The organism is Anaeromusa acidaminophila DSM 3853 (genome assembly GCF_000374545.1).
In the GTDB taxonomy this organism is placed as follows: domain Bacteria; phylum Bacillota; class Negativicutes; order Anaeromusales; family Anaeromusaceae; genus Anaeromusa; species Anaeromusa acidaminophila.
On record NZ_KB894603.1, the window covers coordinates 19,938 to 44,198 of the forward strand.

Consider the following 24,261-nt stretch of genomic DNA (forward strand, 5'->3'; position numbering starts at 1 on the left):
AGCCCATGACTAACGAAACAAAAAGTAAGTTCGGCTTTTGGAGCATTGTGCTCTTGGGGATCAATGGCGTTATCGGGTCCGGCATTTTTCTATTGCCTGGCAAAGCCATGGCCTTAATTGGGCCGGGCAGCGTATTTGTGTATCTGTTTATGACCTTGGTCGTGCTGACCATCGCGCTTTGCTTTGCCGAGTGCGCCGGGAAATTTAGCCGCAATGGCGCGGCCTATGTCTATGCTCGGGAAGCCTTCGGGGAATTTATCGGATTTGAAGTGGGCATTATGCGCTGGGCCATTGGCATTATCGCCTGGGCGGCGATGGCGGTGGGCTTTGTAACGGCCTTGAGCGCCGTATGGCCGCCTGCTTTGCAGGAGCCGTACAAGACGACCATTATTTTGACCATTCTCTGCGGTTTGGGTTTGCTGAACTACTTGGGGGTGCAACTGGCCAAGGTCGTTAATAACCTGATTACCGTGGGCAAGGTGCTGCCGTTGTTGTTCTTTGTGGTTCTGGGCGCGTTTTTTATCGACTTCGGGAACTTTACGCCGTTATATCCGAAAGGCTTTGATTTGGACTCCTTCGGGGCGGCGGCGCTGCTCATTTTTTACGCCTTTACGGGCTTTGAAGCGCTGGCCGTAGCGGCGGAGGACATGGAAAACCCTCGTCGCAACCTGCCGTTGGCGCTCATGTTGGTCATGGGCTTCTGTTCGGTGGTCTATTTCATGGTGCAGGCGGTAGCGGTGGGTACGCTGGGCGCGGATTTGGCGAAAAGCGTAGCGCCTGTGGCGGATTCGGCCAACGCCATTTTCGGACCGGCCGGCAAGTGGCTGGTTACGATTGGTACGCTGATTTCCATCGGAGGCATTAATGTGGCGGCTTCGTTTTTGACGCCCCGTAGCGGCGTAGCGCTGGCCCAAGATGGTTTGGTACCTCGTAAAATTGCGGAAAACGGACGCTTTAACACGCCGACTTGGGCGATTTTCATTACCGTATTATTGGCGATTCCCGTGGCGCTTTCAGGCAGCTTCGTTAAGCTGGCGGCAATTAGCGTGGTGTCCCGTTTCGCCCAGTACGTGCCGACGTGTCTGGCGGTCATTGTACTGCGTAAAAAACGTCCGGATTTGGAAGGCTTTTTTCGGCTGCCGTTGGTTCCCTTTATTCCTATTGCGGCGGTAGTGGTCAGTATTTGGCTGGTATCCAAGGCGTCAGCCGAACAGATCCTCTGGGGCCTGGGGGCGATGGCCCTGGGCGTGCCTCTTTACTTTTTCATGAAAAAACAAGGAAACGCCTGACGAACGAGTTAGGCCGGGAGGTTGTAAGGTGAAGCAAGAAGATATTTTGGAATTGCTCCATGCAGAGGTGCTGCCGACGATGGGCTGCACCGAACCGGGAGCGGTGGCGCTGGCGGCGGCCCATGCGGCGAAGGCCTTAGCGGGCAAGGCGCAAAGCGTGGAAGTGACAGTGAACAGCAATGTCTATAAAAACGGCGTAGCTGTAGGTATTCCCGGTACCGGGGAAACCGGCATGGAAATCGCCGCGGCTTTGGGGGCGCTGGTAGCGCAGCCGGAAAAGCAGCTTTCGGTGTTGTCGGAACTTCCGCCGGAGACGCTGACGGCGGCGCGGCGGATGCTGGCGGACCAGGCGGTAACGGTGCGGGTGCATCCGGATAAGACGTCCTTGTGGATCGAAGTCATTCTGCGTAGCGGGGAAAACTGGAGCCGCGCGGTGATTGAGGAAAAGCACACACGCTTGGTGCTACTGGAAACGAATAAGGAAACGGTATTCGCCTTAGCGCAAGACGAGCGGGAAGCGGCTATTCATACGGACAGCCGCAGCTTTCTGCGGGAGCCGCAGGTGACGGTGGCCAAGCTGATTGCAGCGGTGGCGGCGCTGCCGGCGGCGGAGCTGGAGTTTTTGCAAGAAGGCATCGATATGAACGTCGCCGCTGCCGAGACGGGAATCGAAAAGCGTCTGGGCATGGGTATCGGCGCGTTCTATCGGGAGCTGCAGGTCAAGGGTTTGGCGGGAGAAGACATCATTTACGAAGCCAAGACGCTGACGGCCGCAGCGGCGGACGCTCGCATGTCCGGCGAGCCGGTGCCGGTTATGTCCAGCGCGGGCAGCGGCAACCACGGCATTACCGCCATTTTGCCGGTGTACGTGACGGCTAAGGCTTTGCAAAAGAGCCATGAAGAATTGTTGCGGGCCGTAGCGATCAGTCATTTGCTGAATGTCTACGTTAAGATCCATACGGGCAATCTTTCCGCTCTTTGCGGCTGTGCGGTAGCGGCGGCCACCGGAGCGACGGCGGCGGTTACCTGGCTGATGGAGCCGGACAAGCCGAAAACGGTGGAAATGGCCATTAAGAATGTTGTCGCCAATCTGACCGGCATGATCTGCGACGGCGGCAAGGTGGGCTGTGCGCTGAAGCTTTCCACTGCCGCGGCAACCGCCCTGGAAAGCTCGCTGATGGCGGTGCGGGGCATTGTAGTTCCTGACAGCAACGGCATCATTGCGCCGACTGTGGAAGACACCATTCGCAACCTGGGACGCGTCAGCGCCCCGGGCATGCTGGAAACCGACAAGGTCATTACCGGCGTGATGCTGGAAAAACAAGAAAAATCCCGCCAGCAGCGCGGTACGAAGGGGTTGGAGTGAACAGGAGAACCGGAGTCGAGGAGGGTACTCAGGAGGAAAGGAACGGAACTCTGTAGTGCTATCACGATAGACAAAAGCCGCTGCCACGAGAAGAGGGCAACGGCCATACAAGTATAGGGACTGTTTTTGGAGCCTTCGGTATTGCTGTGCCGTTGGCTCCTTTGTCATTATAGCGCTTGGTTATTCCTCTCTGTTTCCTCTGGCCTTTCCTCTGTTCCTCTGTGTAACCGTACCTATCCTGTTTTAAAATGCTTCTGTTTGCAGGAGCCTGGAGAAGAGTGTAGAATTTACTATGGCTACAGGAAATGATAGGAGGGGATGCTTCATGGTGAAGCTGACTCAGTTTACAAATAGCGGCGGCTGCGCCGCCAAGGTGCCGCCAGGCTCGTTGTCGCAGGTGCTGCAGCAGCTCAAGGCGCCGAGCGATCCGCGCCTTTTAGTGGGGACAGATACTTCGGATGATGCCGGAGTGTTCTTATTAAATGAAGAAACCGCGCTTATTCAGACGGTTGATTTTTTTCCGCCCATGGTGGATGATCCGTATTTATTCGGACAAATTGCGGCGGCTAACAGCTTGAGCGATGTCTATGCGATGGGCGGCAAACCGCTGACTGCATTGAACGTCGTGGCGTGGCCTCTTTGCAAGCTGCCGGCGGAGGTGCTGCTGCAGGTTCTCCAGGGAGGCATGGACAAGGTGGCTGAAGCCGGCGCGGTTTTGGCCGGAGGTCATACGATTGCCGATAATGAGCCGAAATACGGACTCAGCGTGACCGGCGTTTGTCATCCTTCGAGGGTGCGGACCAACGCTGGCGCGCGGCCGGGAGACGCGTTGGTACTGACCAAGGCGTTAGGTACGGGGATTTTGACAACCGCGTCTCGCTTGGAGATGTTTGGCGAAGGCGTAGCGGCAGCGGGAAAATCCATGTCTACGTTGAATAAGGCGGCGGCGCAGGTCATGGAAGGCTTTGACGTGCACGGCTGTACGGATATTACAGGCTTTGGCCTATTAGGGCATACGGCGGAAGTAGCCGCCGGCAGCGGGGTCAAGATTTGTTTGGATGCCAAGGCTTTGCCGCTCTTGCCGGAGGTGTTGGAAGCGGCGGCGATGGGGCTGATTCCGGCAGGAGCCTATACGAATAGGGATTATCTGGGCGCGCGGGTGCGGTTTGGCGAGGCGGTGCCGGAAGCGCTGCGCGATGTATGCTATGATCCGCAAACGTCCGGCGGTCTTTTGATTGCTTTGTGTGAAGATGAAGCGCCGAAGCTGTTGCGGGAATTGCATGCGGCGGGCGTTACTGCGGCAGCCATTATTGGGCGCGTGACGGACGGTGAAGGAGGAACCATTGATGTCGAATGAAGTAGATGCCAGAGGGCTGCTTTGTCCGCAGCCAGTCATTTTGACGAAACGGGCGCTGGATGCCATGGGGGCCGGCGTGCTGACCGTGCGGGTGGATAATGCGATTGCCAAGGAAAATGTACGCAAACTGGCGACGTCCTTGGGCTGCGCCGTAGATGTAGCTGACGAAGCAGGCGGTTTTGTCCTGCGTTTGACTAGAGGAGAGGCTGCGGAACTGCCAACGCTTTTTGGGGAATGCGTGAGCTGTCGGGAAGAGGCTCCTGTTGAGGCGGGGCTGGTGTATTTGATTACCAAAGATACGCTGGGTCATGGCAGCGAGGAGCTGGGGGCGGTCTTGATGCGTTCGTTCCTGCATACGCTCTTGGAAGGGCCGGTACCGAAGGCGCTACTTTTTCTTAACAGCGGCGTGAAACTGACGGTAGAAGAATCGGCTTTGCTGGAACCAATCCGAGCGTTGGCAGAAGCGGGCTGTCAGGTGCTCTCTTGCGGGACCTGCCTTTCCTACTACCATTTGGAAGACAAGCTGGCCGTAGGGGAAGCGACCAATATGTATACCATTCTGGAACTGACTCGCTCTGCGAGGACGCTGACGCTGTGATGCTGGCGAAACTCTATCCCCAACTGGATTGTTTGGTTACCCTGGTTTCCGTGCATGATGCGCTGCTGGCGGAACGGGAGCTTGGGCAACGGAACATTCGTATTGTGCCGACGCCGCAGGCGTTGGATCTTAGTTGCGGACAAAGTCTGCTTTGCGCTCTGGAGGAGGCGGCGGAAATCCGGTTGTTGCTGGAGCGCGCCGGCGTGCGCTGCGGCTTTTGGCATCGGCGGAGCCAGGGCGGCTGGGTGAAAATGGACGAGAGTACCGGGGACGAGGATTGAACAAGAGAACCGGAGTCACGGGAGGGTACGCAGGAGAGCTATAGCGTATTGGATTTTGCAAAAGTAAGGAAGCGGCTGATTTAATGAACGCTCCGCGAAAACAAGAGCTTTTTTTGCCAGGCGAGGAAGAAAATGTAGGAATAGCGGCGCTCTTCCGAGGCTTTCTGACAAAGCCTGGCGTAAAAAGAGCTGTTTTGGCGTGAGATGTGAATAAATTAGTGGCTTCCCAAAAGAGGAGGGTACGCAGGATATGAATATCGTTAAGGTTGACATGGGAGATATAGTGAAAATGAAAAAAGCGCATCCTTGCGGCAGTGACCGTTGGGAGATCGTGCGTACAGGCATGGATATCGGGCTGAAGTGCATGGGCTGCGGCCATCGGGTGCTCATTCCGCGTCCTAAGTTTGAAAAATCCTTTCGGGGTATTGTCGGCAAAGCCGGTGAAGCGGAGTAAAGAAGTATGGAAAAAGAGAGCAACATCCGACGGAATTCGGGAGTTGCTCTCTTCTTTATAAAGGGTAACTTATTTTCTCTGCGTACCCTCTGATTCCTCTGGTACTCTGTGTAACGTCGTATTTACAGCCGGAATTTGCTGACGGCTTCCTGCATTTTTTGCGCCATGCCTTCAAGGCCCTGGCTGGAAGCGGCAATTTCTTCTGCGGCGGCGGACTGTTCTTCGGTGATGGCGGCAACGTTTTCCGACTCGCTGGAAGCTTGTTTGCTCAGCCGGTCAATTTCAGCCACCGCGGTAACGATTTCTTGGCTGCCTTGGGCCATGTGCTCGATGACGGTAGACATTTCTTTCATCTGATCCGCCACATGAAGCACGATGGTTTCGATGCTTTTAAAGGCAGTGCCAGTGCTGTTGACCACTTCCACGCCGGTTTCCACCTCGCGTGTGCCGGCTTGCATGGCGGAGACTGCTTTGGCGGTGTCGCCTTGAATTTCGGAGATGAGTTCAGTGATCTTTTTAGCGGCGTCCTGGGATTGCTCGGCCAGGTGGCGTACTTCCTCGGCGACGACGGCAAAGCCTCGTCCTTGCTCGCCTGCGCGAGCGGCTTCGATGGCGGCGTTTAACGCTAAGAGGTTGGTCTGGGCGGCGATGCCGGAGATGGTATCGACGATTTGACCGATTTCCTGGGAGCTTTCACCAAGTTTGGAGACGACGCTAGCGGAGAAATTAACGGTTTCTTGGATGCTTTGCATTTGTTTGACCGCTTGGGAGACCGTCTGGGCGCCGTCAACCGCTGTGCGCGAAGCGCGAGAAGACTGGTCGCTGACCTCGTGGGCGCTGGCGGCGGCTTCTTCCAGGCCGGCGGACAAGGTCTGAACCGTAGCGGAAGCGTTTTCTATGGCGTGAAGCTGTCCGGCGGCGCCTTGGGCTACCGAGGTAATCGAATCGGCTACCTGGGTGGAGGCGATGGCGGACTGTTCAGCGCTGGCCGTAAGTTCTTCCGAGGAAGTAGTGACTTGCTCGGCGGAAGATTGGATGGTCTGCATGACTTGACGCAGATTGCTTTTCATCGTATTGAAGGATTGGCCTAGTTTGCCGATTTCGTCATTTGTGGTAACGGCCACGTTCGGACCTGACAGGTCGCCGGCGGCAATACTAGCGGCAGCGGCGCTGACTTCCTGCGCGGGGCGGGAAATGCGGCCGCTGATAAAGCGGCTGATAAAGATGGCAAGAATGGCGACCAGAAGATTGGTGAAAAGCAAGGTTTTACGCATGCCCGATGCTTTGTTGTCAGAGGCGAGTTGGTCGGCTTTGACGAAATCATCTACATTACTTACCATTTCCATGGCGAGGCTCATGGCCGCCTTATAAGGCGCGCCGGCTGCATCCATAAATTGACCGACGGCGGCTGCGTCATTAGTTTTTTTGGCGGCAAAGGATTTTTCAGCAATGCCCTCATATTTGCTTTTTTCTTGCTGGATTTTCTGAATAAGGTCTTTGTTTTTTTGCAGCGACAACATAGCGTCCAGGCGCTGCAACTTTTCGTTTCCTTGCGTGCGGTAGGCATTGAAGACAGTGATGTCATTGGCGTCGCCGGTAAAGTTGAAGCGGCGCATGGCCACGGCTTCGTTAGCGATATCCAGAGCAATGCCTTGTGACAGATACATCTTTTCTAAATTGCTTTTGGCGGAAGTGATATGCATGTCGTTGAGCTGGCCTACCTCGTAATAGGTGAAAGCGCTCATGATGGCGACAAGGGCGATGACCGCGAGAAAGGCGGCGGTGATTTTTTTGCTGATGTTCCAAGACATTCTAACAATCCTCCTTGATTCTAACGGTAAAATGTAAAAAGTGGAATTTTCATATAACATAATATGTGATAGTTATGGACAACAAGGATCATAGTACTACTAGTTGTCGAGAATTACAATTAAGAGAGAGTCCTGATTTTACACCGTTTTGCAAGAAACTTAGTTAGGAGAAGCAAACTTGTGAGCGCTACATAGGCCTGCGGTCTGGGCTTTATCACATTATGGCTAATTAATAATTTTTATCTAAAAATAAAAAGGTGAAAAAACATTAAATACTCTTGACGACCGCTTTCCCGAATCGGTATAATAAGGATGCGACACACCGCTGTGTCAGACAACCGAACCCCAGCAGGACTGGCGGATCAGTGGAGAATACCACGTGGACTGCGATATGGGGATATGAAAGCCGACCGCCTGGGCAAAGCTTGTGTGCTGCCTGGGCGGTTTTTTGTCGCTTCTGACCGGGTCTGTAAAGGCGCCGGCTTGACGAGAGGAGCAATAACGATGATGAACAACAAAGCATGGAACGGATTTCAAGGTGGACGGTGGCAACGGCGCATTGACGTGCGCAGCTTCATTCAACGCAACTACCAGCCCTATGCAGGGGATGACGCGTTCTTGGCGGCGCCGACGGCGCGAACCAAAAAACTTTGGGACAAGTGCATGGACTTGCTGAAAGCGGAACAGGAAAAAGGCGGCGTTTTGTCGGTCGATCCTACGCGTGTATCTACCATTACTTCTCATGGCGCCGGTTACATTGAAAAAGACTTGGAAATCGTTGTTGGCTTGCAGACCGAAGCTCCTTTAGAGCGCGGCGTCATCGTCAACGGCGGCATTCGTATGGCCGAGCAGGCCTGTGAAGCCTACGGCTACAAACTGGACCCGGAAATCAGCGATATTTATCATAATCACCGCACTACCCACAATACGGCCGTCTTCCGGGCGTATTCGGACGAGATGAAGCTGGCCCGCAAGGTGGGTATTATTACCGGTCTGCCGGATGCCTATGGCCGGGGTCGCATCATTGGCGATTATCGCCGCGTGGCTCTGTACGGCGTGGACCATCTCATCGCCTGTAAGAAGCAGGATTTAAAAGAACGCATTGACGCGATGGATGAAGAAACCATGCGCAGCCGCGAAGAGATTGCGCTGCAGATCGAAGCGCTGGAACAACTGGCGCAGATGGCGGCCAGCTATGGCTGCGATATTCGCCGTCCGGCGGAAACGGCGCTGGAAGCGGCGCAGTGGGTATACTTTGGGTACTTAGCAGGGATTAAGGATCAAAACGGGGCGGCTATGTCCATTGGCCGCGTTTCGACCTTTTTGGATATTTATTTTCAGCGCGATTTGGCGGCAGGCCTTTTGGATGAAAGCGCCGCGCAGGAAATCATTGATCAATTGGTCATCAAGCTGCGTTTGGCGCGGCAACTGCGCACGCCGGACTATAACGAACTCTTCGCCGGCGACCCCCTCTGGGTGACGGAATCCGTAGGCGGCATGGGTGTAGACGGTCGTACGCTGGTGACTAAGACGTCTTTCCGTATTCTGCACACTCTTTACAATCTGGGTCCGGCGCCGGAGCCTAATTTGACGGTGCTTTGGGCGGCGGCTCTGCCGGCCGGCTTTAAACGCTTTTGCGCCAAGGTGTCCATTGACACCAGCGCCATTCAGTATGAAAGCGATGATTTGATGCGGCCTATTTATGGCGATGATTACGGCATCGCTTGCTGCGTGTCGGCTATGCGCCTGGGACAGCAGATGCAGTTCTTTGGCGCCCGGGCCAATTTGGCGAAGGCGCTTTTGATGGCCATTAACGGCGGCAAGGACGAAAAGTCAGCGCTCCAGGTAGCGCCGGAACTGCCCTTGCCGGAAGGCGAATATCTGGATTATGACGTAGTGCGCCGCCGCTACAGCCGCGTATTGGAGTGGCTGGCTGGTCTTTACGTGAATACAATGAATCTGATCCATTATATGCATGATCGCTATGCTTATGAAGCGTCTCAGCTGGCGCTGCATGACAGCCAAGTGGAACGGCTCATGGCCTTTGGCGTCGCCGGTCTTTCGGTGGCGGCGGATTCGCTGAGCGCGATCCGCTATGGCAAGGTCAAAGCCATTCGCGATGAGCGTGGCATTGCTGTGGGCTTTACTAACGAGCAGCCCTTTCCTTGCTACGGCAATGACGATGATCGCGTAGACGAGCTGGCCAAAGAATTGGTCGAAGAATTCTCGGCGCTCTTGAAGCGTCATGCCGCTTACCGAGGTGCGCATCATACCTTGTCGGTATTGACGATTACTTCGAATGTTATGTACGGCAAAAAAACCGGCGCTACCCCGGACGGACGCCCTGCAGGCGCTCCTTTTGCACCGGGAGCCAACCCCATGCACGGACGCGAGGAAAAAGGCGCGCTGGCCGCTATGCGTTCGGTGACCAAGCTTCCTTATGAAGCCTGCCGTGACGGCATTTCCTACACCTTCTCGATCTTGCCTCACGTGCTGGGCGGGACCGCGGAAGATCGAGCAGCCAAGCTGGCGGCCTTGTTGGACGGCTATGTATCGCTGGCCGGGCACCATATCAATGTCAACGTCTTGGAACGGGCGATTTTGGAAGACGCCATGGAGCATCCGGAACTCTATCCGCAGCTTACCATCCGCGTTTCCGGCTACGCTGTGCATTTCATCAAGCTCAGCCGGGCGCAGCAGCTTGAAGTCATCCATCGGACTTTCTACGAAACAGTAGGCGCGTAAGAGTAAAAGATACAACTCTTGTTCGTTTTTATTGTTGTATGTCTATCAAAGGAGGCGGCCTATGAGCGACATCAAGGGCTGGGTGCATTCGGTGGAGACCTTCGGCACGCTGGACGGGCGAGGGATTCGCTATGTGCTGTTTTTATCCGGCTGCAGTCTGGGCTGCGCCTTTTGTCATAACCCGGACACCTGGAAGCGGGGCGGGCGGGAGATGTCCGTAGCAGAAGTGCTGGCGGACTACCAGCGGTACCGGCCCTTTTACGATGCGTCCAACGGCGGCATTACCGTCAGCGGCGGCGAGCCGATGGAGCAGGCGGAGTTTGTGGGGGCTCTTTTTGCGGTCTGCCAGGAGGCGGGCATTCATACGACGCTGGATACCAGCGGTAAGTGGGAGGCTGGTGCGGCGCAAGCCGTGCTGCCCTATGCGGATGCGGTGTTGTTCAGTCTCAAGGGAGCGAGGGAGGAGACCTATCGCAGCTTGACTCGAAACGGCGATTATCAGGCAACGCTGCTTCATTTGAAGGAAGCCGTTTTGGCCAGCGAAGTTACCTTGCGCTTTGTGGTCATCCCGGGCCTGACGGACGGCGAGGTAGAAACCGAAGCGCTGGCCAAGGTGGTGCTGGCGCTGCCGCGCCCGGTAGCGGTACAGCTTTTGCCGTATCATACGATGGGCGTGGAAAAATGGCGCATATTGGGCATGGACTATCCGCTGGAAGGGATTTTGCCGGCGTCAAAAGAGATCGTCGCTCAAGTGGCTTTGCGCTTGTCTAAGCGCGGCGTTGCCCTGTCTACTTGAATTTGCCAAGTAAATCGTCTAAAATAGAATAGTTAAGGAAGAATGTCAACAGGGGCCGCCGGTTCAGGCTGCGAAAAGCGGATGAACCGGTGGCTTCTTGAGATACAACAAGAAATCAAGGATAAGGTGGAATATAAGCATGAGTACCAATCTGGAAGTCGGCATTGTCGGGTTGCCTAACGTAGGCAAAAGCACGCTTTTCAACGCCATTACCAAGGCCGGAGCGGAAGCGGCGAATTATCCTTTCTGTACGATTGAGCCTAACGTGGGCGTAGTGGAAGTGCCGGACGCTCGTCTGGCGAAGCTGGCGTCTATTTACGGCTCTAAGCGCATTTTGCCTGCGGCCATGCGTTTTGTAGACATCGCCGGTTTGGTTAAGGGCGCGTCGAAAGGCGAAGGCTTGGGCAATAAATTCCTGGCCCACATTCGCCAGGTAGATGCCGTGGCGCAAGTGGTGCGCTGCTTCCAGGATGCGAACATTACTCATGTGGAAGGCGCTATCGATCCGCTGCGCGATATTGATATCATCAATACCGAGCTGTGTCTGGCGGATCTGGAAACGGTAGAAAAGCGCATGGAGCGCACCCAGAAGCTGATCAAAAGCGGCGATAAAAAGGCTCCGGCGGAGCTGGCGCTCTTGGGACGCATTAAGGACCTTTTGGAAGATGCGCAGCCGGCGCGGCGCGTAGAAATGACCGACGATGAGGCGCAGCTTATTCGCGACTTGACGCTATTGACGCTGAAGCCTACTCTTTTTATCGCTAATGTTGCGGAAGACGAACTGCTGACGGCGGATGAAAATCCCTATGTGAAGCAGGTAAAAAAATATGCAGCTCAAGAAGGCGCTGAAGTCATCGCTGTATCTGCCAAAGTGGAGTCGGAAATCGCCGAGCTGGACGACGAAGACGCACGGGCATTCTTAGGGGAATTGGGTCTGGAAGAATCCGGCCTCGATAAGCTGGTGCGAGCGGCCTTCAAGCTGTTGGGCTTGATGACCTTTTTAACGGCCGGTGAAATGGAAACTCGCGCTTGGACCATTGTGAGCGGTACCAAAGCTCCGGCGGCAGGCGGCAAGATTCACAGCGACATTGAGCGTGGCTTTATCCGCGCGGAAATCATCTCTTTTGATGATTTGGTAACCAGCGGCAGCCCTGCGGCAGCCAAGGAAAAAGGACTTGTCAGACTCGAAGGCAAGGAATATGTCATGAAAGACGGCGATGTGGTGCATTTCCGCTTTAATGTTTAATTTTCGGAAACTGCAACTTGCTTCACTGCCCCGTCAAAAAGGATCTTTTTTTGTCAGACTTTGGCAGAAAGCCTCGGCATAGCGCCGCTATGCCTGCGTTTTCTTTCGCGTCTGGCAAAAAAATCTCTCTCTTTGTCGGAGCGCTCATGCAAGCAGTAGCTTCCTATTGGGGGAGAATTTTTTACAGGTGTTTGTTTTATGATTCATTATTCCGTAGTTCTCCCTCTACTCTTGTTTACGTTTTCGTATCCCCATGTTCTCCCAGGCCGCGCAAGCGGCCTTTATTTTTTTGCAGGATTTGCGATTTGGAACGCGAATTGCTCAAGTGTAGTAGATCCCGAAATGTTCTGAGAGAAGAAGAGGAGGAAGGAACATGATCAAACGGGCAGAGGAATTGCAGCGCGAGGTGCGCAAGGAAATGCTGGGCGGTCAGGGGGATGTGACACTGGTGCATTTGCTGCAGGGAGAAGAGTTTCAAGGCAAAGGGCGCTTGTTTTCACACAACATCATTAACCCGGGCTGTTCGGTGGGCTTTCATCAGCACAATGGCGATGTGGAAGCTTACTATGTGCTGAAAGGCCAAGGCGTTTTTGACGACAATGGCGTCAAAAGCACAGTGCAGGCAGGGGATTTATTGTTTACCAAGGACGGAGAAGCGCACAGCCTGGTTAATGAAGGGCCGGAAACGCTGGAAGTCATTGCTCTTGTATTATATTCATAGGAGGCTGGGGGATTGAAGCAGTTATTGATCTATTGTCATCCCCAGTCGGGCAGTTTTTGCCGGGCGATCGCTGATACGGCGGTACAGGCCATTCATGCCCGGGGGGATGAAGTGATGATGCGAGATTTGTACGCGATGCATTTTGTTCCGTCTCTGAGCGGCAGAGATTTGTTGTCTTTTGCCGAAACGCAGACGCCTCCGGATATTGCAGAGGAGCAGCGCCATATCGCTTGGGCGGATCGGCTTATTTTTGTATATCCTCTGTGGTGGTCGGCTATGCCGGCGGTGCTGAAGGGGTATATTGACCGGGTTTTTGCGGAAGGTTTTGCGTTTGCCGCCGGTGAAGGCGGATTGAGAGGGTTGCTTGCAGAGAAGGAAGTACTGGCTTTTACAACCATGGGCATGCCGGAAGGACTCTGTGAGGAGAGCGGCGTGGCCGAATCCTTGCGGTTGACAGTGGATGAAGGCATCTTTTCTCTGTGTGGCATGAAGGTGCTGGAACATCGTCTTTTTGGCGCGGTAACGACCGTAGATGATGCTGCTCGCCAGAAGATGTTAGAAGAAGTAAGCCAGAAGGTGCGGACTCTATAAATGAGGGAAGCGGCAAGGCTGGCGTTGTCTTTATCTAGGCATCCTTGGCGGAATTTGGCGCTGGAAGAATATTTGCTACATCAGGTGAAGCCGGACCAGGCGATGCTTTTTTTGTGGCAAAACGAACAGACCGTTGTGATCGGAAGGAACCAAAATCCTTGGCGGGAGTGTCTGCTGGAACTCTTAGAAGAAGAGGGCGGTTACTTAGCCAGGCGTCTCAGCGGCGGCGGCGCGGTGTATCATGACGGAGGGAATTTGAATTTTTCTTTCCTCATGGGAGGCCGGGTATACGATGAGGCGCGGCAGACGGCAGTGGTATTGCGCGCTCTGCATTCGCTGGGCTTAGCGGTTTGCGCTTCCGGGCGAAACGACCTGCTGCTGGAGGGGCGTAAGGTTTCGGGGCAGGCTTTTTTAAAAGGACGCAAAGCATCGTTGCATCACGGTACGCTCTTGGTGGCGGGAGATCTGGCAAGGCTCAGCCGCTATCTGACGGTGGATGAAGCGAAACTGACGGCTAAAGGCGTCGTTTCCGTGCGTGAGCGGGTGGCGAATTTGGCGGAATTTTTACCGGGGCTGACTCCGCAGCGTATGGCGCAGGTGTTGCAAACAGAATTTTGCCGGGAATACGGAGCCTGCGAGACGCAGCAGCTTTCGCCGGAAGCGATGCCGGAGCTGCAAGAGCTTATCGAGAAGCACGCTTCTGACGCCTGGCGTTTGGGTAAGACGCCTCCTTTTGAGCGGGTTCTGCGGCAGCGTTTTGCCTGGGGCGGCGTTGAAATCGCCTTGTCTTTGCGGCAAGGACGGGTAAGCGAGGCAAAAATTTATACCGATGCCTTGGCTACGGAATGGCCGTCACTGTTGGAAGGGGTCCTAAAAGGGAAAACTTATAGCAGCGCCGCTCTTGCCGCTGCTGCTCGCGAGGCTGGCTGCGCGGAAATTGCCGCCTGGCTCAACAGCATAGAAACATAAAAGAAGGCCATCCTCTTTGAGGACGGCCTTCTTTTATGTTGTTTAGCCTCCGATAAGAGGTCGGACTTCGTCGAGACGGAAAATGACCAGATGCAGATCTTCACCGGTTTCTTTCTCTCCATAGTCCCGGCGGCGCAAGGCGAAGAGACGCTCGCTATTGGTTTCGTCGCCCGTTTTGGTCAAGTAGAGACGTTTTCCTTGATGTCCATGCTGTAAAAAGAGGTAGCAAGCATGCGGGTTTTCTTGGATGTTGGCCCAGGTGCGGCGGTCTCTCATGATAAAAGCAAGCTGTCCGTCCGGGAGAAAATGCGGCGTAGCGTATACGGCGCTGGAGACTTGGCCTTTGGAATTGGCGGTGGAGAGGGTGCCGGTTCCTTTATTAGCAGCAAAAAAATCTTTCAGTTCTTCTAATTGTTTCATAGTAACTCCGCAGCAAAAGCTAGTCGCTTTTGCCGGCGGAACTCACCTCCTCAAGTTTATTGTTGATAAATATTCTCCGTTGATAGAAAAAATCCTTCTTAAAGATTGCTTTTTTTTTACTCTTCTTCTAAGATGAGAGTAGAGTTTTTGAAAACGGAGCGTGTCGATTGCAATGAATGTACCGGTGTCGTTATTTTTGGTCTTTTTTACGCTTCTTTACGGCTTGATGTGCTTTTACGTATATCGCCGGGTGGCGTTTGGTTTGCGGCGGCGAACGCAGATCGTTTTGCGGATCGTGGCGTTTGGTTTGTTTTTGGTTCCGTTTCTGCGGTTGTTGCGTCCCGGCTGGGGCGAAAACCTGGAGATCATTGGCGGTTGGTGGCTGGGGTGGCTGACTTATTTTGTACTATCTCTGCTGCTTTTAGAAGCGGGCTGTTTGCTCTTGAAACGCCCCTGGCGGAGACGTTTGACCTTCGCTGCAGCCCTGCTGGCGTTGGCTATTTTCGCTTATGGCTGGAATCAAGCCCGGCATCCGGTGATTCAGCCCTACGATGTGACCATTGCAAAAGAATTTCCTGGACGAGAGAGTTTGACTATTGCCATGGTGTCGGATGTGCATATTGGCGCGTTGATTGATCGGGGGCGTGTTGAAGAACTGGTACAGCAGCTTAATGCGCAGCAAGCGGACCTCATTGTTTTGGTGGGTGATACCATTGATCAAGATGCGGACTATCTGCCGCGGCATGGAATACCTCAGGTTTTGCGGGGGCTGAAAGCGCCGTTAGGGGTGTATGCAGTCATGGGCAACCATGAGTATATCAGCCGTAAGCCGGAAAAAGCTCTTAAATATTTGGAGGCTGGCGGTTTGACCGTGCTTAGGGATCGCTGGCAATTGGTAGGCAATGGCTTGGTTTTGGTGGGGCGCGACGATTTTGGGCGCAGCCGTTATCAGCCGGGTGAAAGCGATCCGTTAGAAGATATTTTGGCCGGTGTGGATTTGACCCGACCGGTAGTGGTGATGGATCACCAGCCGCGGCGCATTGACGAAGCGGCTGTGGCCGGTGCGGATGTGCTCTTATCCGGGCATACTCACCAGGGGCAGATGTGGCCGATTTCCTTGATTACGCATGCAATGTACGAGCTTGATTGGGGGATGCTGCAGCGCGGCAATATGACGATGATTGTTTCCAGCGGCTACGGCGGTTGGGGACCTCCTTTGCGCATAGGAACTCAAAGCGAGATTGTGCTGTTGAAGCTGCATTTTACAGGGGGCCAGCCGGCTCGAAGTGACGAAAATAAACAAGAGTAGAGAAAGTCATGGCAATGAAACATAGAGATGTATTCTTTTTGAGGAGGCGGAGATATGGCTAAAATCGTAGTAACAGGTAAGTTGTTTCCTGAGGTATTGGCGCGCTTGGAAGCGGAAGGCGACGTGGTGTCTTGGCAGCAGGAAGGGCGTATGCCGCAAGAGCGGTTGCTGGAGGAAATAGCAGATGCGGAGGGCTTGCTTTGCACGGGCGCACCGGTAAATGAGGCTCTTTTGGCTGCGGCTTCGCACTTGAAAGTGGTTGCGAATACGATGGTGGGCTATGACAATATTGATGTCCCGGCCTGTACGGCTAAAAGAGTTGCGGTGAGCAACACCCCTGGCGTTTTGGTAGAGGCGACGGCGGATATGGCCTTTGGGCTTCTTCTTTCGGCGGCGCGGCGCATTCATGAAGGCTGGGCGTACGCTAAAGCCGGGCGCTGGACGAAATCGCTAGGCCAGTGCGGCGGAGATTTGGGCTTGGGCTGTGATTTATATGGCAAGACGCTGGGCATTGTCGGTATGGGAGATATCGGCAGCGCCGCGGCGCGTCGGGCGTTAGCTAGCGGTATGCGCATTATCTACCATAACCGTCGACCCCGGGCGGATGAGGCGAAGTTTGAAGCATCCTACCGATCCTTTGACGCCTTGCTGGCGGAAGCGGATTTTGTACTGGTTCTTTCGCCTTTGACGGCGCAAACGCGGGGCATGTTTAATGCGGAAGCATTCGGTAAAATGAAAAAGGGAGCCTATTTCATCAATGCCGCTCGAGGCCCTATTGTGGTGACGGCGGATTTGGTGGCGGTTCTCAAGAGCGGGCAACTGGCATATGCCGCCATGGATGTAACCGATCCGGAACCGCTGCCTGTAGATCATGAACTCTACAAAATGGACAATGTCCTGATTACGCCCCATATCGCCAGCGCCGGACGGCAGACACGCGAAGCCATGATGAACCTGGCCGTTGATAATTTGCTGGCGGCGCTGCACGGACAGCCCATGCCGACTTGTCTAAATCCGGAAGTGTTTGAATAGAAGTCGTTATTGTCTTTCCTGTAGTTCGCGGTTTGTTTTATAAAGTATGGTATATTAAAAAGGGAGCCTGGCTAATATTAGCCAGGCTCCCTCTACTTTTGCGCAAAATATGTGTTTTATTCCAGTGTCAATGTACCGCTGCCTTGTTGCAAATGCCGAGAAGCAATTTTGAAATTGCTGCCTAAGGCCCAAATAATCGCATTGCTGCCGGGTTGCAAGTCTTTGTCGTATGGATCGCCTGTGCGCAGCTTGCGTTTGAATTCTACCGTCATAACGCCGTCTTTTTCGCTGCCGTTCAGTTCTAGAATATCGTTAGTTCCTCCTTGTGATAAGTCGGACGGATGGGGCCCGCTTGGAGACGAGCTAAAGGCGTCTTCGCCCTCTACTTTGCCATTACGCAGGGTAAAGATGAGAATGTCGGCATTTTTCATTTTTCCTTCGGAGCCGAACCCTAGCGCGACCCAGCCTTTGGCAGGAGCTTGAAGGCCGAAACAGGCATGGTCCCCGTCCAGGCGGCTGTATACGATAAGATCGCCGAAGGTTTGTTGACGACTATATTCTTTGGGATTAATATTGCTGTCGCTTTGCCAGGAAACTTCTGGAGACTGGCTTTTGGAAAGGCTTTGCGAAGGCTTAGAATCGCTGCAACCAGCAATAAGCAAGGAGAAACTGAAAAAGATAGCGGCAAGGATTCTGAATTTATAAAGCTTCATGGCGGCACGTCCTTTCTTTAGATAAAAGAAAAAATAGCCATAGTTTTCCAGAGGAGACACATGAAATACTTTCGCGGCTCACCTAGAAATTCCTTCTCTTGGTATGGACCTGCTAATTTATTCGTATCACACGCCAAGGGCAATTCTTTTTCCGCCTGGCTGTGTCAGAAAACCTTGAAAGAGCGCCACTATTCCTGCGGCCTTCTTCCTTGCTAGGCGAAAAAATCTCTTGCCATGGCGATGCACTCATTAAATCAGCAGGACCCTTGAATTTCAACTTAATGGATTCTTCGTATCTTCACTTTGCTCACTTTATTCCTGTTAAAATCCGTTCTTCTCCTGCGTACCCTTTACGGACGTCGGTTGCTACGCCATCCATGGCGCAACCGACCCTAGGCGCATCCAGCGCCGTCGCCGATTCTCCTGTTCAATTTTTTCTGGTTTTTCTCTGTGCCTCTGTTGTGCGCTCTCTTAGAGCTATTTGAGCACAAAAAAAGAACCGGCATAGCCGGCTCCAAGAGAGTATGGACAAAATAGGAAAATAATCAAACTGCTTGGTGCAAAGAGTGGTTGTCGCTTTTTTGACTGAGCCAGACGCCGAGGGCGCGGGCTTCTTCCAGGGTATCGGTCTGTTGCAGCACGTCGTCAGGTTCGTAGACGCCAATCGCTGTGACCATGCGATGTTCGCCGAAACCAAGAAGGTCTAAAACCTGTCCTACCGAGTCAAAATAGGCTTGGAATACGGTGGGGGCTTCTTGACCTTGGGTGACAGCAAGAGCTACCTTTTTGCCAGACGCCAGCTTGCTGGAAAAATCAGGTTTGAGAAAGGAAAACATGCGGTCTACTAGCAGTTTGAGCTGACCGCTCATTTGCCACATGTAGATAGGCGTACCTAAGACAATTGCGTCAGCAGCGGCAATTTCACGGAGAATGCCTTGAGCGTCATCGTTTAACGTGCAGTTCTCCTCTGTGTTACATGCGTAGCAGCTTTTGCAAGGCTGGATGTCAAGCTGGCCTAATTGATACAGCTTTGTTTCAGCGCCAAGGGCGGCGGCTTGCTGCAGCATGGTATTGACAAGATGGGCGGTATTTCCTTGATGGCGCGGACTGCCAATGAGACCGATGATCTTCATAATGATTCATCCTTTCTTGCGCCATGCAGTGCATGAACGGTAGTATGTGAAAATAGAAACTATTAAAATAACTAAAAAAAGTATGAGGTAATTATAGAATATAGAAAGCAGAATGTCAACTGCAATGTACGTTCTTGCTGGACAAATGAAATTTAATTATACATTAGGCGGAAATATACAAAATACATATGTAAAAATGTAAAGGAACGTAAAAAGGAAAAATAGCTAGCAGGAAAAAAATACCTTTCGGAGGAATCTTTTCGATAAAAAAGAAACTTGCTCGAATTGTATTTAGTGAGGTAGACGGTGCAAGAAAAATAGATGCTGATACAAAAAGACTGACGATAAGGGGAGGTTGAAATATGCAGCAAGACATGGAAAAAACCTGGCTAGGCCATCCTAGAGGGTTGTTTGTGCTTTTCCTGGTCGAGATGTGGGAGCGTTTTTCCTACTACGGCATGCGGGCGCTGCTGGTGTTCTACATGACCAAGCAACTGCTTTTTTCGCAAGAGGACGCTTCTCATATTTACGGACTTTATACGGGACTGGTATATATGACGCCTCTTTTTGGCGGCCTTTTGGCGGACCGGTTCTTGGGGCAGCGGCGGGCGGTCTACATCGGCGGAACGCTCATGGCGATAGGGCATTTTCTTATGGCTTTTGAATCGTTATTTTTCCCGGCGCTTGGCTTTTTGATCGCTGGTAACGGCCTCTTCAAGCCGAATATCTCGACTCAGGTGGGCAGTCTGTATCCGGCGGGAGATAAACGGCGGGACAGCGCCTTCAGCATTTTTTATGTAGGTGTCAACTTAGGCGCGTTTTTAGCGCCGTTGACCTGCGGTACGCTGGGGGTTGTATTTGGCTGGCATTACGGCTTTGGCTTGGCTGGCGTGGGCATGATGGTAGGACTTTTAATTTATTTGTACGGCCAGCGTTATTTAAAGCCGGACCGGTTGACGGCGCGCAAAGAAGCTTCGGCAGAAGCGGAAGAGCCGCTGACACTGCGGGAAAAACAAAAAATCGCCGCCTTGGTGCTGCTGTGCTTGCTTACCATTCCTTTCTGGGCGGCCTTTGAGCAGCAGGGCAATACGCTGGCGCTTTGGTTTGACAGCGATACGGATCGGCGCATTGGCGCTTGGGAAGTGCCGCAGACTTGGTTTCAGTCGCTCAATCCTATGTTTATTTTCACGCTGACTCCCTTGATTACCGCTTTTTGGGCCTGGCAGGCCGGACGGGGAGCGCAGCCGGGCGCCATTGCCAAGATGGTTCGGGGCTGCCTGTTGCTGGGCGCGTCTTTTCTGGTGTTGGTTCCTGCCGGAGCCTGGTATGACGTGGACGGCACGCCGGTGAGCATGTGGTGGCTGGTGGGAAGTACGCTGGTGATGACTTTGGGGGAACTATACCTTTCGCCGATCGGCATGTCCATGGTGACGAAGCTGGCGCCAGCGCGAGCGGTGTCGATGTGTATGGGGATTTGGTATCTTTCGCAGTTTGCCGGGAATTTGTTGGCAGGCTATATTGGCGGCTTTTGGGAAGTGCTGAGCCGTTTTCATTTCTTCTTGCTTTTGGCATCGCTGGTTTTTGGCGCGGCCTGCGCTACGGCAGTATACCTATATATAATGAAACGATCTCGTTTGCGTGAAGATATGCTCAATGTCTAGGGAGGGAGCCCTTGCTGTATGCGCACCTCACGCTAAAGCCGCTCTTTTTGCATCATTCCTCGTCGGAAAGCCTCGGCATAGCTCTGCTATGCTTGCATTTTCTTTCTTGCCTGACGTAAAAATTTCTGGCTTTTCTCTGTTACTCTGCATTCTCTCTTGGCTGAAGGTCGCTTAGGCGGCCTTTTTTCTTTTGTGTTTTCTTTAAAAATGTTCTTGCTTTTTAGTCGATGAAAGAATATAATCAAACCAAAATGAACATACTCGAACATTTAAAAGAACATTAACGAACGAAAGAGGTGATAATGCCTTGTTTCAAGTAGAGCGTCAGGAAAAAATCGTGCAAATCTTAGAAGAGCGTCCACGGGTGACCGTGGAGGAGCTGGCGAAGCAGCTGGGCGTCACCGCTATGACCATCCGCAGGGATTTGAAATACCTGGAGAGCGTGCAGATTGTCAGCCGGACCTTTGGCGGCGCGGTGTTGAAATCAAAGCTGACTTTGGAACTGCCGCGGCAAGAAAAAGAGATGCAGCGTCAGGCGGAAAAAGAGCGTATTGGTCAGGCGGCGACGGCTCTGGTGGAAGAAGAGCAAACGGTATTGCTGGATGCGGGCACTACTACCATGGCGATTGCCAAAGAGTTGATTAAGAAGAAAAACTTGACCATTGTGACGACGGACGTGCTGATCGCGGCTTTTTTAGTGCAAAACAGTTCCTTTGCCATCTATTGCACAGGCGACCGCGTACAGAATGTGACCGGCTCTTGCATGGGTTCCCGGGCGATTGCCTTTTTAAAGGAAATCTATGCTGACATCGCTTTTGTAGGCGCCAGCTCGTTGGATGTGGAGCTGGGGATGAGCGGTCCCACTTTTGAAAAAGCGGAGTTGAAGAAAGAGATCATTCTTTCCGCGGAAAAAGTGATTCTGGTGGCTGACAGCAGCAAATTCAACCGGCGCAGTATCAATAAGATTTGCAGTTTGCAGGATTTTTCATTGATTATCAGCGATAAAGGCGTAGACGCAGAAACGGTGCAGCGCCTGCAAGAAAAAGGCGTAGCCTTGCAGCTGGTATAGATAGAAGTTAGCTTGAGCTTAGCGTAAGGAGAGAGACAGATGCCAAAGGTATTAATTGTGGGAGACGACATGACCGGGGTCAATTCCAGCGCGGTGCTGCTGTCCCGCCAGGGTTTGCGGTGCGCGACCTTTTTTGACCTGGACCTGTACACGCAGGAAGAGGGAGAAAATCTGGATGTGGTGGTTGTCAGTACCGACAGCCGCAGCATTGCAGCGCAGGAAGCCTATGACCGGGTAGATAAAGCCATGAAAAAGCTGTATGACAGCAGCGTGCAGCTGGTGAACAAACGTATGGACAGTACGCTGCGCGGCAATATCGGCCCGGAACTTAAAGCCATTCTCGACAATGTGCCCAAAGGAACGATGGCGTTGATGGTGCCGGTATTTCCTACGTCAGGACGCGTTTGTATTGGCGGTTATCTGATGGTCAATCAGGTGCCTTTGGAGCAGACCATTGTGGCCAAGGATCCCAAAAACCCCATTACTACGTCGAAAGTGGTGCCTCTGGTCGCTAAACAGATGGATGAGCCGGTTGGTTTCATCGAGCTCAGCACGGTGCTGCAGGGCTCGGAAGCGGTGAAGAAAGCCATTCTGCAGTACAATGATGAAGGCGTGCGCGTTGTAGTGATTGACGCTACGACCAATGAAACGGTGGCGGATATCGCCAAAGCCGCCAAGGAGACAGGACTGCCTATCGTGGCGGTGGATCCGGGGCCTTTCACCAGCGCCATGACGGCGGAAGTGGTGGAGATGGAAGAAGCCCGAGGGCAGAAGGTATTCTTGACTGTCGGCAGCGTCAGCGATAACACGCGGCGTCAGATGGAAGACATTCGCCTTAAGTATGCGCATCATCTGGTGAATGTATCGGTATTGGACTTGATCGATGACGCCAAGCGAGAAACGGAAATCGAGCGGGTAGTTCAAGAAATTTGCGTAAACCCGGATGCGTATGAAGTGCTGGGTGTTACCACCACTTGCTGGGAATGCGATGTTATCGACCTGGGAAAAGTGGCCGCAGAGAAGGGGACAACGCAGGACGAGATTTCTCAGCGCATTTCCAAAGGCTTGGCGCGCATTACCGTGCGGGTCATTGAAGAGCTGGGCGATTGTATTGGCGGCCTCTTTACCAGCGGTGGCGATGTGACCGTGGCGGTGTGCGATGCGCTGCAGGCCATCTGCATTGAAGTGAAAGATGAGATCTTGCCGCTAGCGGTGTATGGCCGTCTGCATAAAGGCATTTTTGATAAGCATCCCATTGTGACCAAAGGCGGTCTGATTGGCGATGATACTGCCATCAGTAAATGCGTGGACTATCTGTTGATTAAACTATCTAACGAAAGCTACGCAAAAAAGAACTAGAAAAGCACCAGGCTTTGAACAGGAGTGCCCAGAGTCGCGGGAGGGACCGCAGGAGGGTTACGAGCCAAAAGAGATTGCTTTGCTTCGCTCGCAATGACGTGTACGGCAGTCTTGTTGCCGTCGTTGCGAGGAGCGCAGCGACGCGGCAATCTCTTCGCTAGCGTGTTCTACTTGCTATTCTTTTGAAAAATCCGTAACTCTCTGCGTACCCTCCATTTACTCCATCTACTCCTGTTAAAAAATCTTTCGCAGCCCTCTTTCGTACCCTCCGGTTACTCCGGTTCTCTTGTTAGTCGTCTTTTAACTACTTTATTTTAAGGAGCTGTTTATTATGCAAAAACCGATTATTGCTATACCTATGGGCGATCCTGCTGGTGTGGGTCCTGAAATTATTGTGAAATCCTTGAATCTACCGGAAATCTACGAAACTTGCCGCCCCTTGGTCATTGGCGATGTATCCGTACTGGAGCAGGCCATGACGTTCTGCGGTATCAAGCTGGCTGTCCGCCGTGTGGAGGGTCCTCAAGACGGCAAGTATGAATTTGGTACTATCGACGTGATCGATTTGAACAATGTAGATGTCAAAGAGCTGCAAATCGGTAAAGTTCAGGCGCTGGCCGGCCGCGCCGCCTTTGAATACATCAAGAAATCCATTGACTTGGCCATGGCTAAGGAAGTGGACGCTTTGGCGACAACGCCGATCAACAAGGAATCGCTGAAAGCCGCCCATGTTAACTACATTGGCCATACGGAAATTTTGGAAGACCTCTCCAATACCAAGAATCCGCTGACCATGTTCCAGGTGTTTGACCTGCGCGTCTTCTTCTTGACTCGTCATGTGTCGCTGCGCCGCGCTTGCGAGCTGGTAACGACGGAGAGCATGTACGAGTTCATTCATCGCTGCGCCAAGGCTCTTGAGGTGCTGGGCGTGAAGAATCCTCGTCTGGCGGTGGCCGGTCTTAACCCGCACAGCGGCGAGCATGGCCTCTTCGGTGACGAGGAAGTGCGTGAAATCGAACCGGCTATTGCCAAAGCCCAAGTAGACGGTCTGAATGTCGTAGGCCCGGTAGCGGCGGACTCGGTGTTCCATTTCGCCTTGAAAGGCAGATATGACGCCGTGCTCTCCCTGTATCATGACCAAGGTCATATTGCGACCAAGATGGTAGACTTTGAACGCACCATTTCCATTACTAACAATATGCCGTTCCTGCGCACTTCTGTTGACCACGGTACGGCCCTGGATATTGCCGGCACAGGCAAGGTCAGCGAAGTCAGCATGGTAGAAGCCATTAAGCTGGCGGCGCAATACGCTCCCAATTTCAACAAGCAATAAGCGCTTGT

Annotated in this window: 22 protein-coding genes and 1 riboswitch; of the genes, 18 read left to right on the forward strand and 4 right to left on the reverse strand. The window is 53.1% G+C overall.

From position 1 onward, the window contains the following. The first annotated feature begins 5 nt into the window (after positions 1-5). The 6 genes from C508_RS0114155 (at position 6) to C508_RS0114185 (ending at position 5,345) form a co-directional block, all read left to right on the forward strand. On the forward strand, positions 6-1,289 hold the full coding sequence (locus C508_RS0114155) for an APC family permease (RefSeq protein ID WP_018704229.1): 1,284 nt from the start codon (positions 6-8) through the stop codon (positions 1,287-1,289). Between the two features lie 28 nt (positions 1,290-1,317). After that, on the forward strand, positions 1,318-2,655 hold the full coding sequence (locus C508_RS18785) for an L-cysteine desulfidase family protein (protein WP_018704230.1): 1,338 nt from the start codon (positions 1,318-1,320) through the stop codon (positions 2,653-2,655). A 325-nt stretch (positions 2,656-2,980) separates the two neighbouring features. Beyond that, the gene (selD, locus tag C508_RS0114165; protein WP_018704231.1) at positions 2,981-4,012 is read left to right on the forward strand and encodes a selenide, water dikinase SelD; all 1,032 of its coding nucleotides are present in this window, start codon (positions 2,981-2,983) and stop codon (positions 4,010-4,012) included. Continuing rightward, positions 4,002-4,610 (forward strand): sulfurtransferase-like selenium metabolism protein YedF, encoded by a 609-nt coding sequence (yedF, locus tag C508_RS0114170; RefSeq protein WP_018704232.1) that lies wholly within the window; start codon positions 4,002-4,004, stop codon positions 4,608-4,610. The genes selD and yedF overlap by 11 nt, the downstream gene beginning before the upstream one ends. Further along, positions 4,610-4,891: a putative Se/S carrier protein gene (locus C508_RS0114175; RefSeq protein ID WP_245553743.1), complete on the forward strand. Its 282-nt coding sequence runs from the start codon at positions 4,610-4,612 to the stop codon at positions 4,889-4,891. The genes yedF and C508_RS0114175 overlap by 1 nt, the downstream gene beginning before the upstream one ends. A gap of 250 nt (positions 4,892-5,141) precedes the next feature. Then, the gene (locus tag C508_RS0114185; RefSeq protein WP_018704235.1) at positions 5,142-5,345 is read left to right on the forward strand and encodes a DUF951 domain-containing protein; all 204 of its coding nucleotides are present in this window, start codon (positions 5,142-5,144) and stop codon (positions 5,343-5,345) included. Positions 5,346-5,467: 122 nt separating this feature from the next. On the opposite strand, the gene C508_RS0114190 is transcribed toward C508_RS0114185, so the two are convergent. After that, positions 5,468-7,156: a methyl-accepting chemotaxis protein gene (locus C508_RS0114190; protein WP_018704236.1), complete on the reverse strand. Its 1,689-nt coding sequence runs from the start codon at positions 7,154-7,156 to the stop codon at positions 5,468-5,470. A 340-nt stretch (positions 7,157-7,496) separates the two neighbouring features. Then, positions 7,497-7,583, forward strand: a riboswitch (ZMP/ZTP riboswitch). Positions 7,584-7,660: 77 nt separating this feature from the next. On the opposite strand from C508_RS0114190, the gene pflB reads away from it, so the two are divergent. The 6 genes from pflB to C508_RS18790 all read left to right on the forward strand — a co-directional run bounded on the left by pflB (position 7,661) and on the right by C508_RS18790 (position 14,224). Further along, positions 7,661-9,901, forward strand: coding sequence for a formate C-acetyltransferase (gene pflB, locus C508_RS0114195; protein ID WP_215731980.1), 2,241 nt, complete (start codon positions 7,661-7,663; stop codon positions 9,899-9,901). Positions 9,902-9,962: 61 nt separating this feature from the next. Then, positions 9,963-10,697 carry a pyruvate formate-lyase-activating protein gene (gene pflA / locus C508_RS0114200; RefSeq protein WP_018704238.1) on the forward strand — a complete coding sequence of 245 codons (735 nt, stop codon included), beginning with the start codon at positions 9,963-9,965 and terminating at the stop codon, positions 10,695-10,697. Between the two features lie 139 nt (positions 10,698-10,836). After that, the gene (gene ychF, locus C508_RS0114205; protein ID WP_018704239.1) at positions 10,837-11,943 is read left to right on the forward strand and encodes a redox-regulated ATPase YchF; all 1,107 of its coding nucleotides are present in this window, start codon (positions 10,837-10,839) and stop codon (positions 11,941-11,943) included. Between the two features lie 373 nt (positions 11,944-12,316). Further along, positions 12,317-12,664 (forward strand): cupin domain-containing protein, encoded by a 348-nt coding sequence (locus tag C508_RS0114215; RefSeq protein ID WP_018704241.1) that lies wholly within the window; start codon positions 12,317-12,319, stop codon positions 12,662-12,664. Positions 12,665-12,676: 12 nt separating this feature from the next. Next, entirely contained in the window at positions 12,677-13,255 is a 579-nt protein-coding gene (locus C508_RS0114220; RefSeq protein WP_018704242.1) for an NAD(P)H-dependent oxidoreductase, read from the forward strand. Then, positions 13,256-14,224: a lipoate--protein ligase gene (locus tag C508_RS18790; RefSeq protein ID WP_018704243.1), complete on the forward strand. Its 969-nt coding sequence runs from the start codon at positions 13,256-13,258 to the stop codon at positions 14,222-14,224. Between the two features lie 42 nt (positions 14,225-14,266). Here C508_RS18790 and C508_RS0114230 read toward each other — a convergent pair whose 3' ends face one another. Further along, the gene (locus C508_RS0114230) at positions 14,267-14,644 is read right to left on the reverse strand and encodes a pyridoxamine 5'-phosphate oxidase family protein (protein WP_018704244.1); all 378 of its coding nucleotides are present in this window, start codon (positions 14,642-14,644) and stop codon (positions 14,267-14,269) included. Positions 14,645-14,804: 160 nt separating this feature from the next. Here C508_RS0114230 and C508_RS18795 point away from each other — a divergent pair, with 160 nt between their 5' ends. Together C508_RS18795 and C508_RS0114240 are read left to right on the forward strand one after the other, a co-directional pair. Then, positions 14,805-15,953: a metallophosphoesterase gene (locus C508_RS18795; RefSeq protein ID WP_155836675.1), complete on the forward strand. Its 1,149-nt coding sequence runs from the start codon at positions 14,805-14,807 to the stop codon at positions 15,951-15,953. Positions 15,954-16,007: 54 nt separating this feature from the next. Further along, complete coding sequence (locus tag C508_RS0114240) at positions 16,008-16,985, forward strand: 2-hydroxyacid dehydrogenase (RefSeq protein ID WP_018704246.1); 978 nt, start codon at positions 16,008-16,010, stop codon at positions 16,983-16,985. A 116-nt stretch (positions 16,986-17,101) separates the two neighbouring features. Here C508_RS0114240 and C508_RS19635 read toward each other — a convergent pair whose 3' ends face one another. Further along, positions 17,102-17,698, reverse strand: a complete 597-nt coding sequence (locus C508_RS19635; RefSeq protein ID WP_156817642.1) for a DOMON domain-containing protein — start codon at positions 17,696-17,698, stop codon at positions 17,102-17,104. Positions 17,699-18,243: 545 nt separating this feature from the next. Next, positions 18,244-18,831, reverse strand: a complete 588-nt coding sequence (locus C508_RS0114250) for a flavodoxin family protein (RefSeq protein WP_018704248.1) — start codon at positions 18,829-18,831, stop codon at positions 18,244-18,246. A gap of 362 nt (positions 18,832-19,193) precedes the next feature. Here C508_RS0114250 and C508_RS0114255 point away from each other — a divergent pair, with 362 nt between their 5' ends. From C508_RS0114255 to pdxA, 4 genes are all read left to right on the forward strand, one after another. Further along, on the forward strand, positions 19,194-20,492 hold the full coding sequence (locus tag C508_RS0114255) for a peptide MFS transporter (RefSeq protein ID WP_018704249.1): 1,299 nt from the start codon (positions 19,194-19,196) through the stop codon (positions 20,490-20,492). 307 nt (positions 20,493-20,799) lie between these two features. Further along, complete coding sequence (locus C508_RS18805; RefSeq protein WP_018704250.1) at positions 20,800-21,561, forward strand: DeoR/GlpR family DNA-binding transcription regulator; 762 nt, start codon at positions 20,800-20,802, stop codon at positions 21,559-21,561. Between the two features lie 39 nt (positions 21,562-21,600). After that, on the forward strand, positions 21,601-22,920 hold the full coding sequence (locus C508_RS0114265; RefSeq protein WP_018704251.1) for a four-carbon acid sugar kinase family protein: 1,320 nt from the start codon (positions 21,601-21,603) through the stop codon (positions 22,918-22,920). Between the two features lie 331 nt (positions 22,921-23,251). After that, positions 23,252-24,253: a 4-hydroxythreonine-4-phosphate dehydrogenase PdxA gene (pdxA, locus tag C508_RS0114270; protein ID WP_018704252.1), complete on the forward strand. Its 1,002-nt coding sequence runs from the start codon at positions 23,252-23,254 to the stop codon at positions 24,251-24,253. The last annotated feature ends 8 nt before the right edge of the window (positions 24,254-24,261 follow it).

Excerpts from the sequence above, each read along its gene's own strand:
- ychF (WP_018704239.1), top strand. The coding sequence starts at position 10,837 with ATGAGTACCAATCTGGAAGTCGGCATTGTCGGGTTGCCTAACGTAGGC.
- C508_RS0114250 (WP_018704248.1), bottom strand. The coding sequence starts at position 18,831 with ATGAAGATCATCGGTCTCATTGGCAGTCCGCGCCATCAAGGAAATACC.
- pflA (WP_018704238.1), top strand. The coding sequence starts at position 9,963 with ATGAGCGACATCAAGGGCTGGGTGCATTCGGTGGAGACCTTCGGCACG.
- C508_RS19635 (WP_156817642.1), bottom strand. The coding sequence starts at position 17,698 with ATGAAGCTTTATAAATTCAGAATCCTTGCCGCTATCTTTTTCAGTTTC.
- C508_RS0114190 (WP_018704236.1), bottom strand. The coding sequence starts at position 7,156 with ATGTCTTGGAACATCAGCAAAAAAATCACCGCCGCCTTTCTCGCGGTC.
- C508_RS0114155 (WP_018704229.1), top strand. The coding sequence starts at position 6 with ATGACTAACGAAACAAAAAGTAAGTTCGGCTTTTGGAGCATTGTGCTC.
- C508_RS0114185 (WP_018704235.1), top strand. The coding sequence starts at position 5,142 with ATGAATATCGTTAAGGTTGACATGGGAGATATAGTGAAAATGAAAAAA.
- pdxA (WP_018704252.1), top strand. The coding sequence starts at position 23,252 with ATGCAAAAACCGATTATTGCTATACCTATGGGCGATCCTGCTGGTGTG.
- C508_RS0114215 (WP_018704241.1), top strand. The coding sequence starts at position 12,317 with ATGATCAAACGGGCAGAGGAATTGCAGCGCGAGGTGCGCAAGGAAATG.
- yedF (WP_018704232.1), top strand. The coding sequence starts at position 4,002 with ATGTCGAATGAAGTAGATGCCAGAGGGCTGCTTTGTCCGCAGCCAGTC.
- C508_RS0114175 (WP_245553743.1), top strand. The coding sequence starts at position 4,610 with ATGCTGGCGAAACTCTATCCCCAACTGGATTGTTTGGTTACCCTGGTT.
- C508_RS18790 (WP_018704243.1), top strand. The coding sequence starts at position 13,256 with ATGAGGGAAGCGGCAAGGCTGGCGTTGTCTTTATCTAGGCATCCTTGG.
- C508_RS0114255 (WP_018704249.1), top strand. The coding sequence starts at position 19,194 with ATGCAGCAAGACATGGAAAAAACCTGGCTAGGCCATCCTAGAGGGTTG.
- pflB (WP_215731980.1), top strand. The coding sequence starts at position 7,661 with ATGATGAACAACAAAGCATGGAACGGATTTCAAGGTGGACGGTGGCAA.
- C508_RS0114240 (WP_018704246.1), top strand. The coding sequence starts at position 16,008 with ATGGCTAAAATCGTAGTAACAGGTAAGTTGTTTCCTGAGGTATTGGCG.
- C508_RS0114230 (WP_018704244.1), bottom strand. The coding sequence starts at position 14,644 with ATGAAACAATTAGAAGAACTGAAAGATTTTTTTGCTGCTAATAAAGGA.
- selD (WP_018704231.1), top strand. The coding sequence starts at position 2,981 with ATGGTGAAGCTGACTCAGTTTACAAATAGCGGCGGCTGCGCCGCCAAG.
- C508_RS0114265 (WP_018704251.1), top strand. The coding sequence starts at position 21,601 with ATGCCAAAGGTATTAATTGTGGGAGACGACATGACCGGGGTCAATTCC.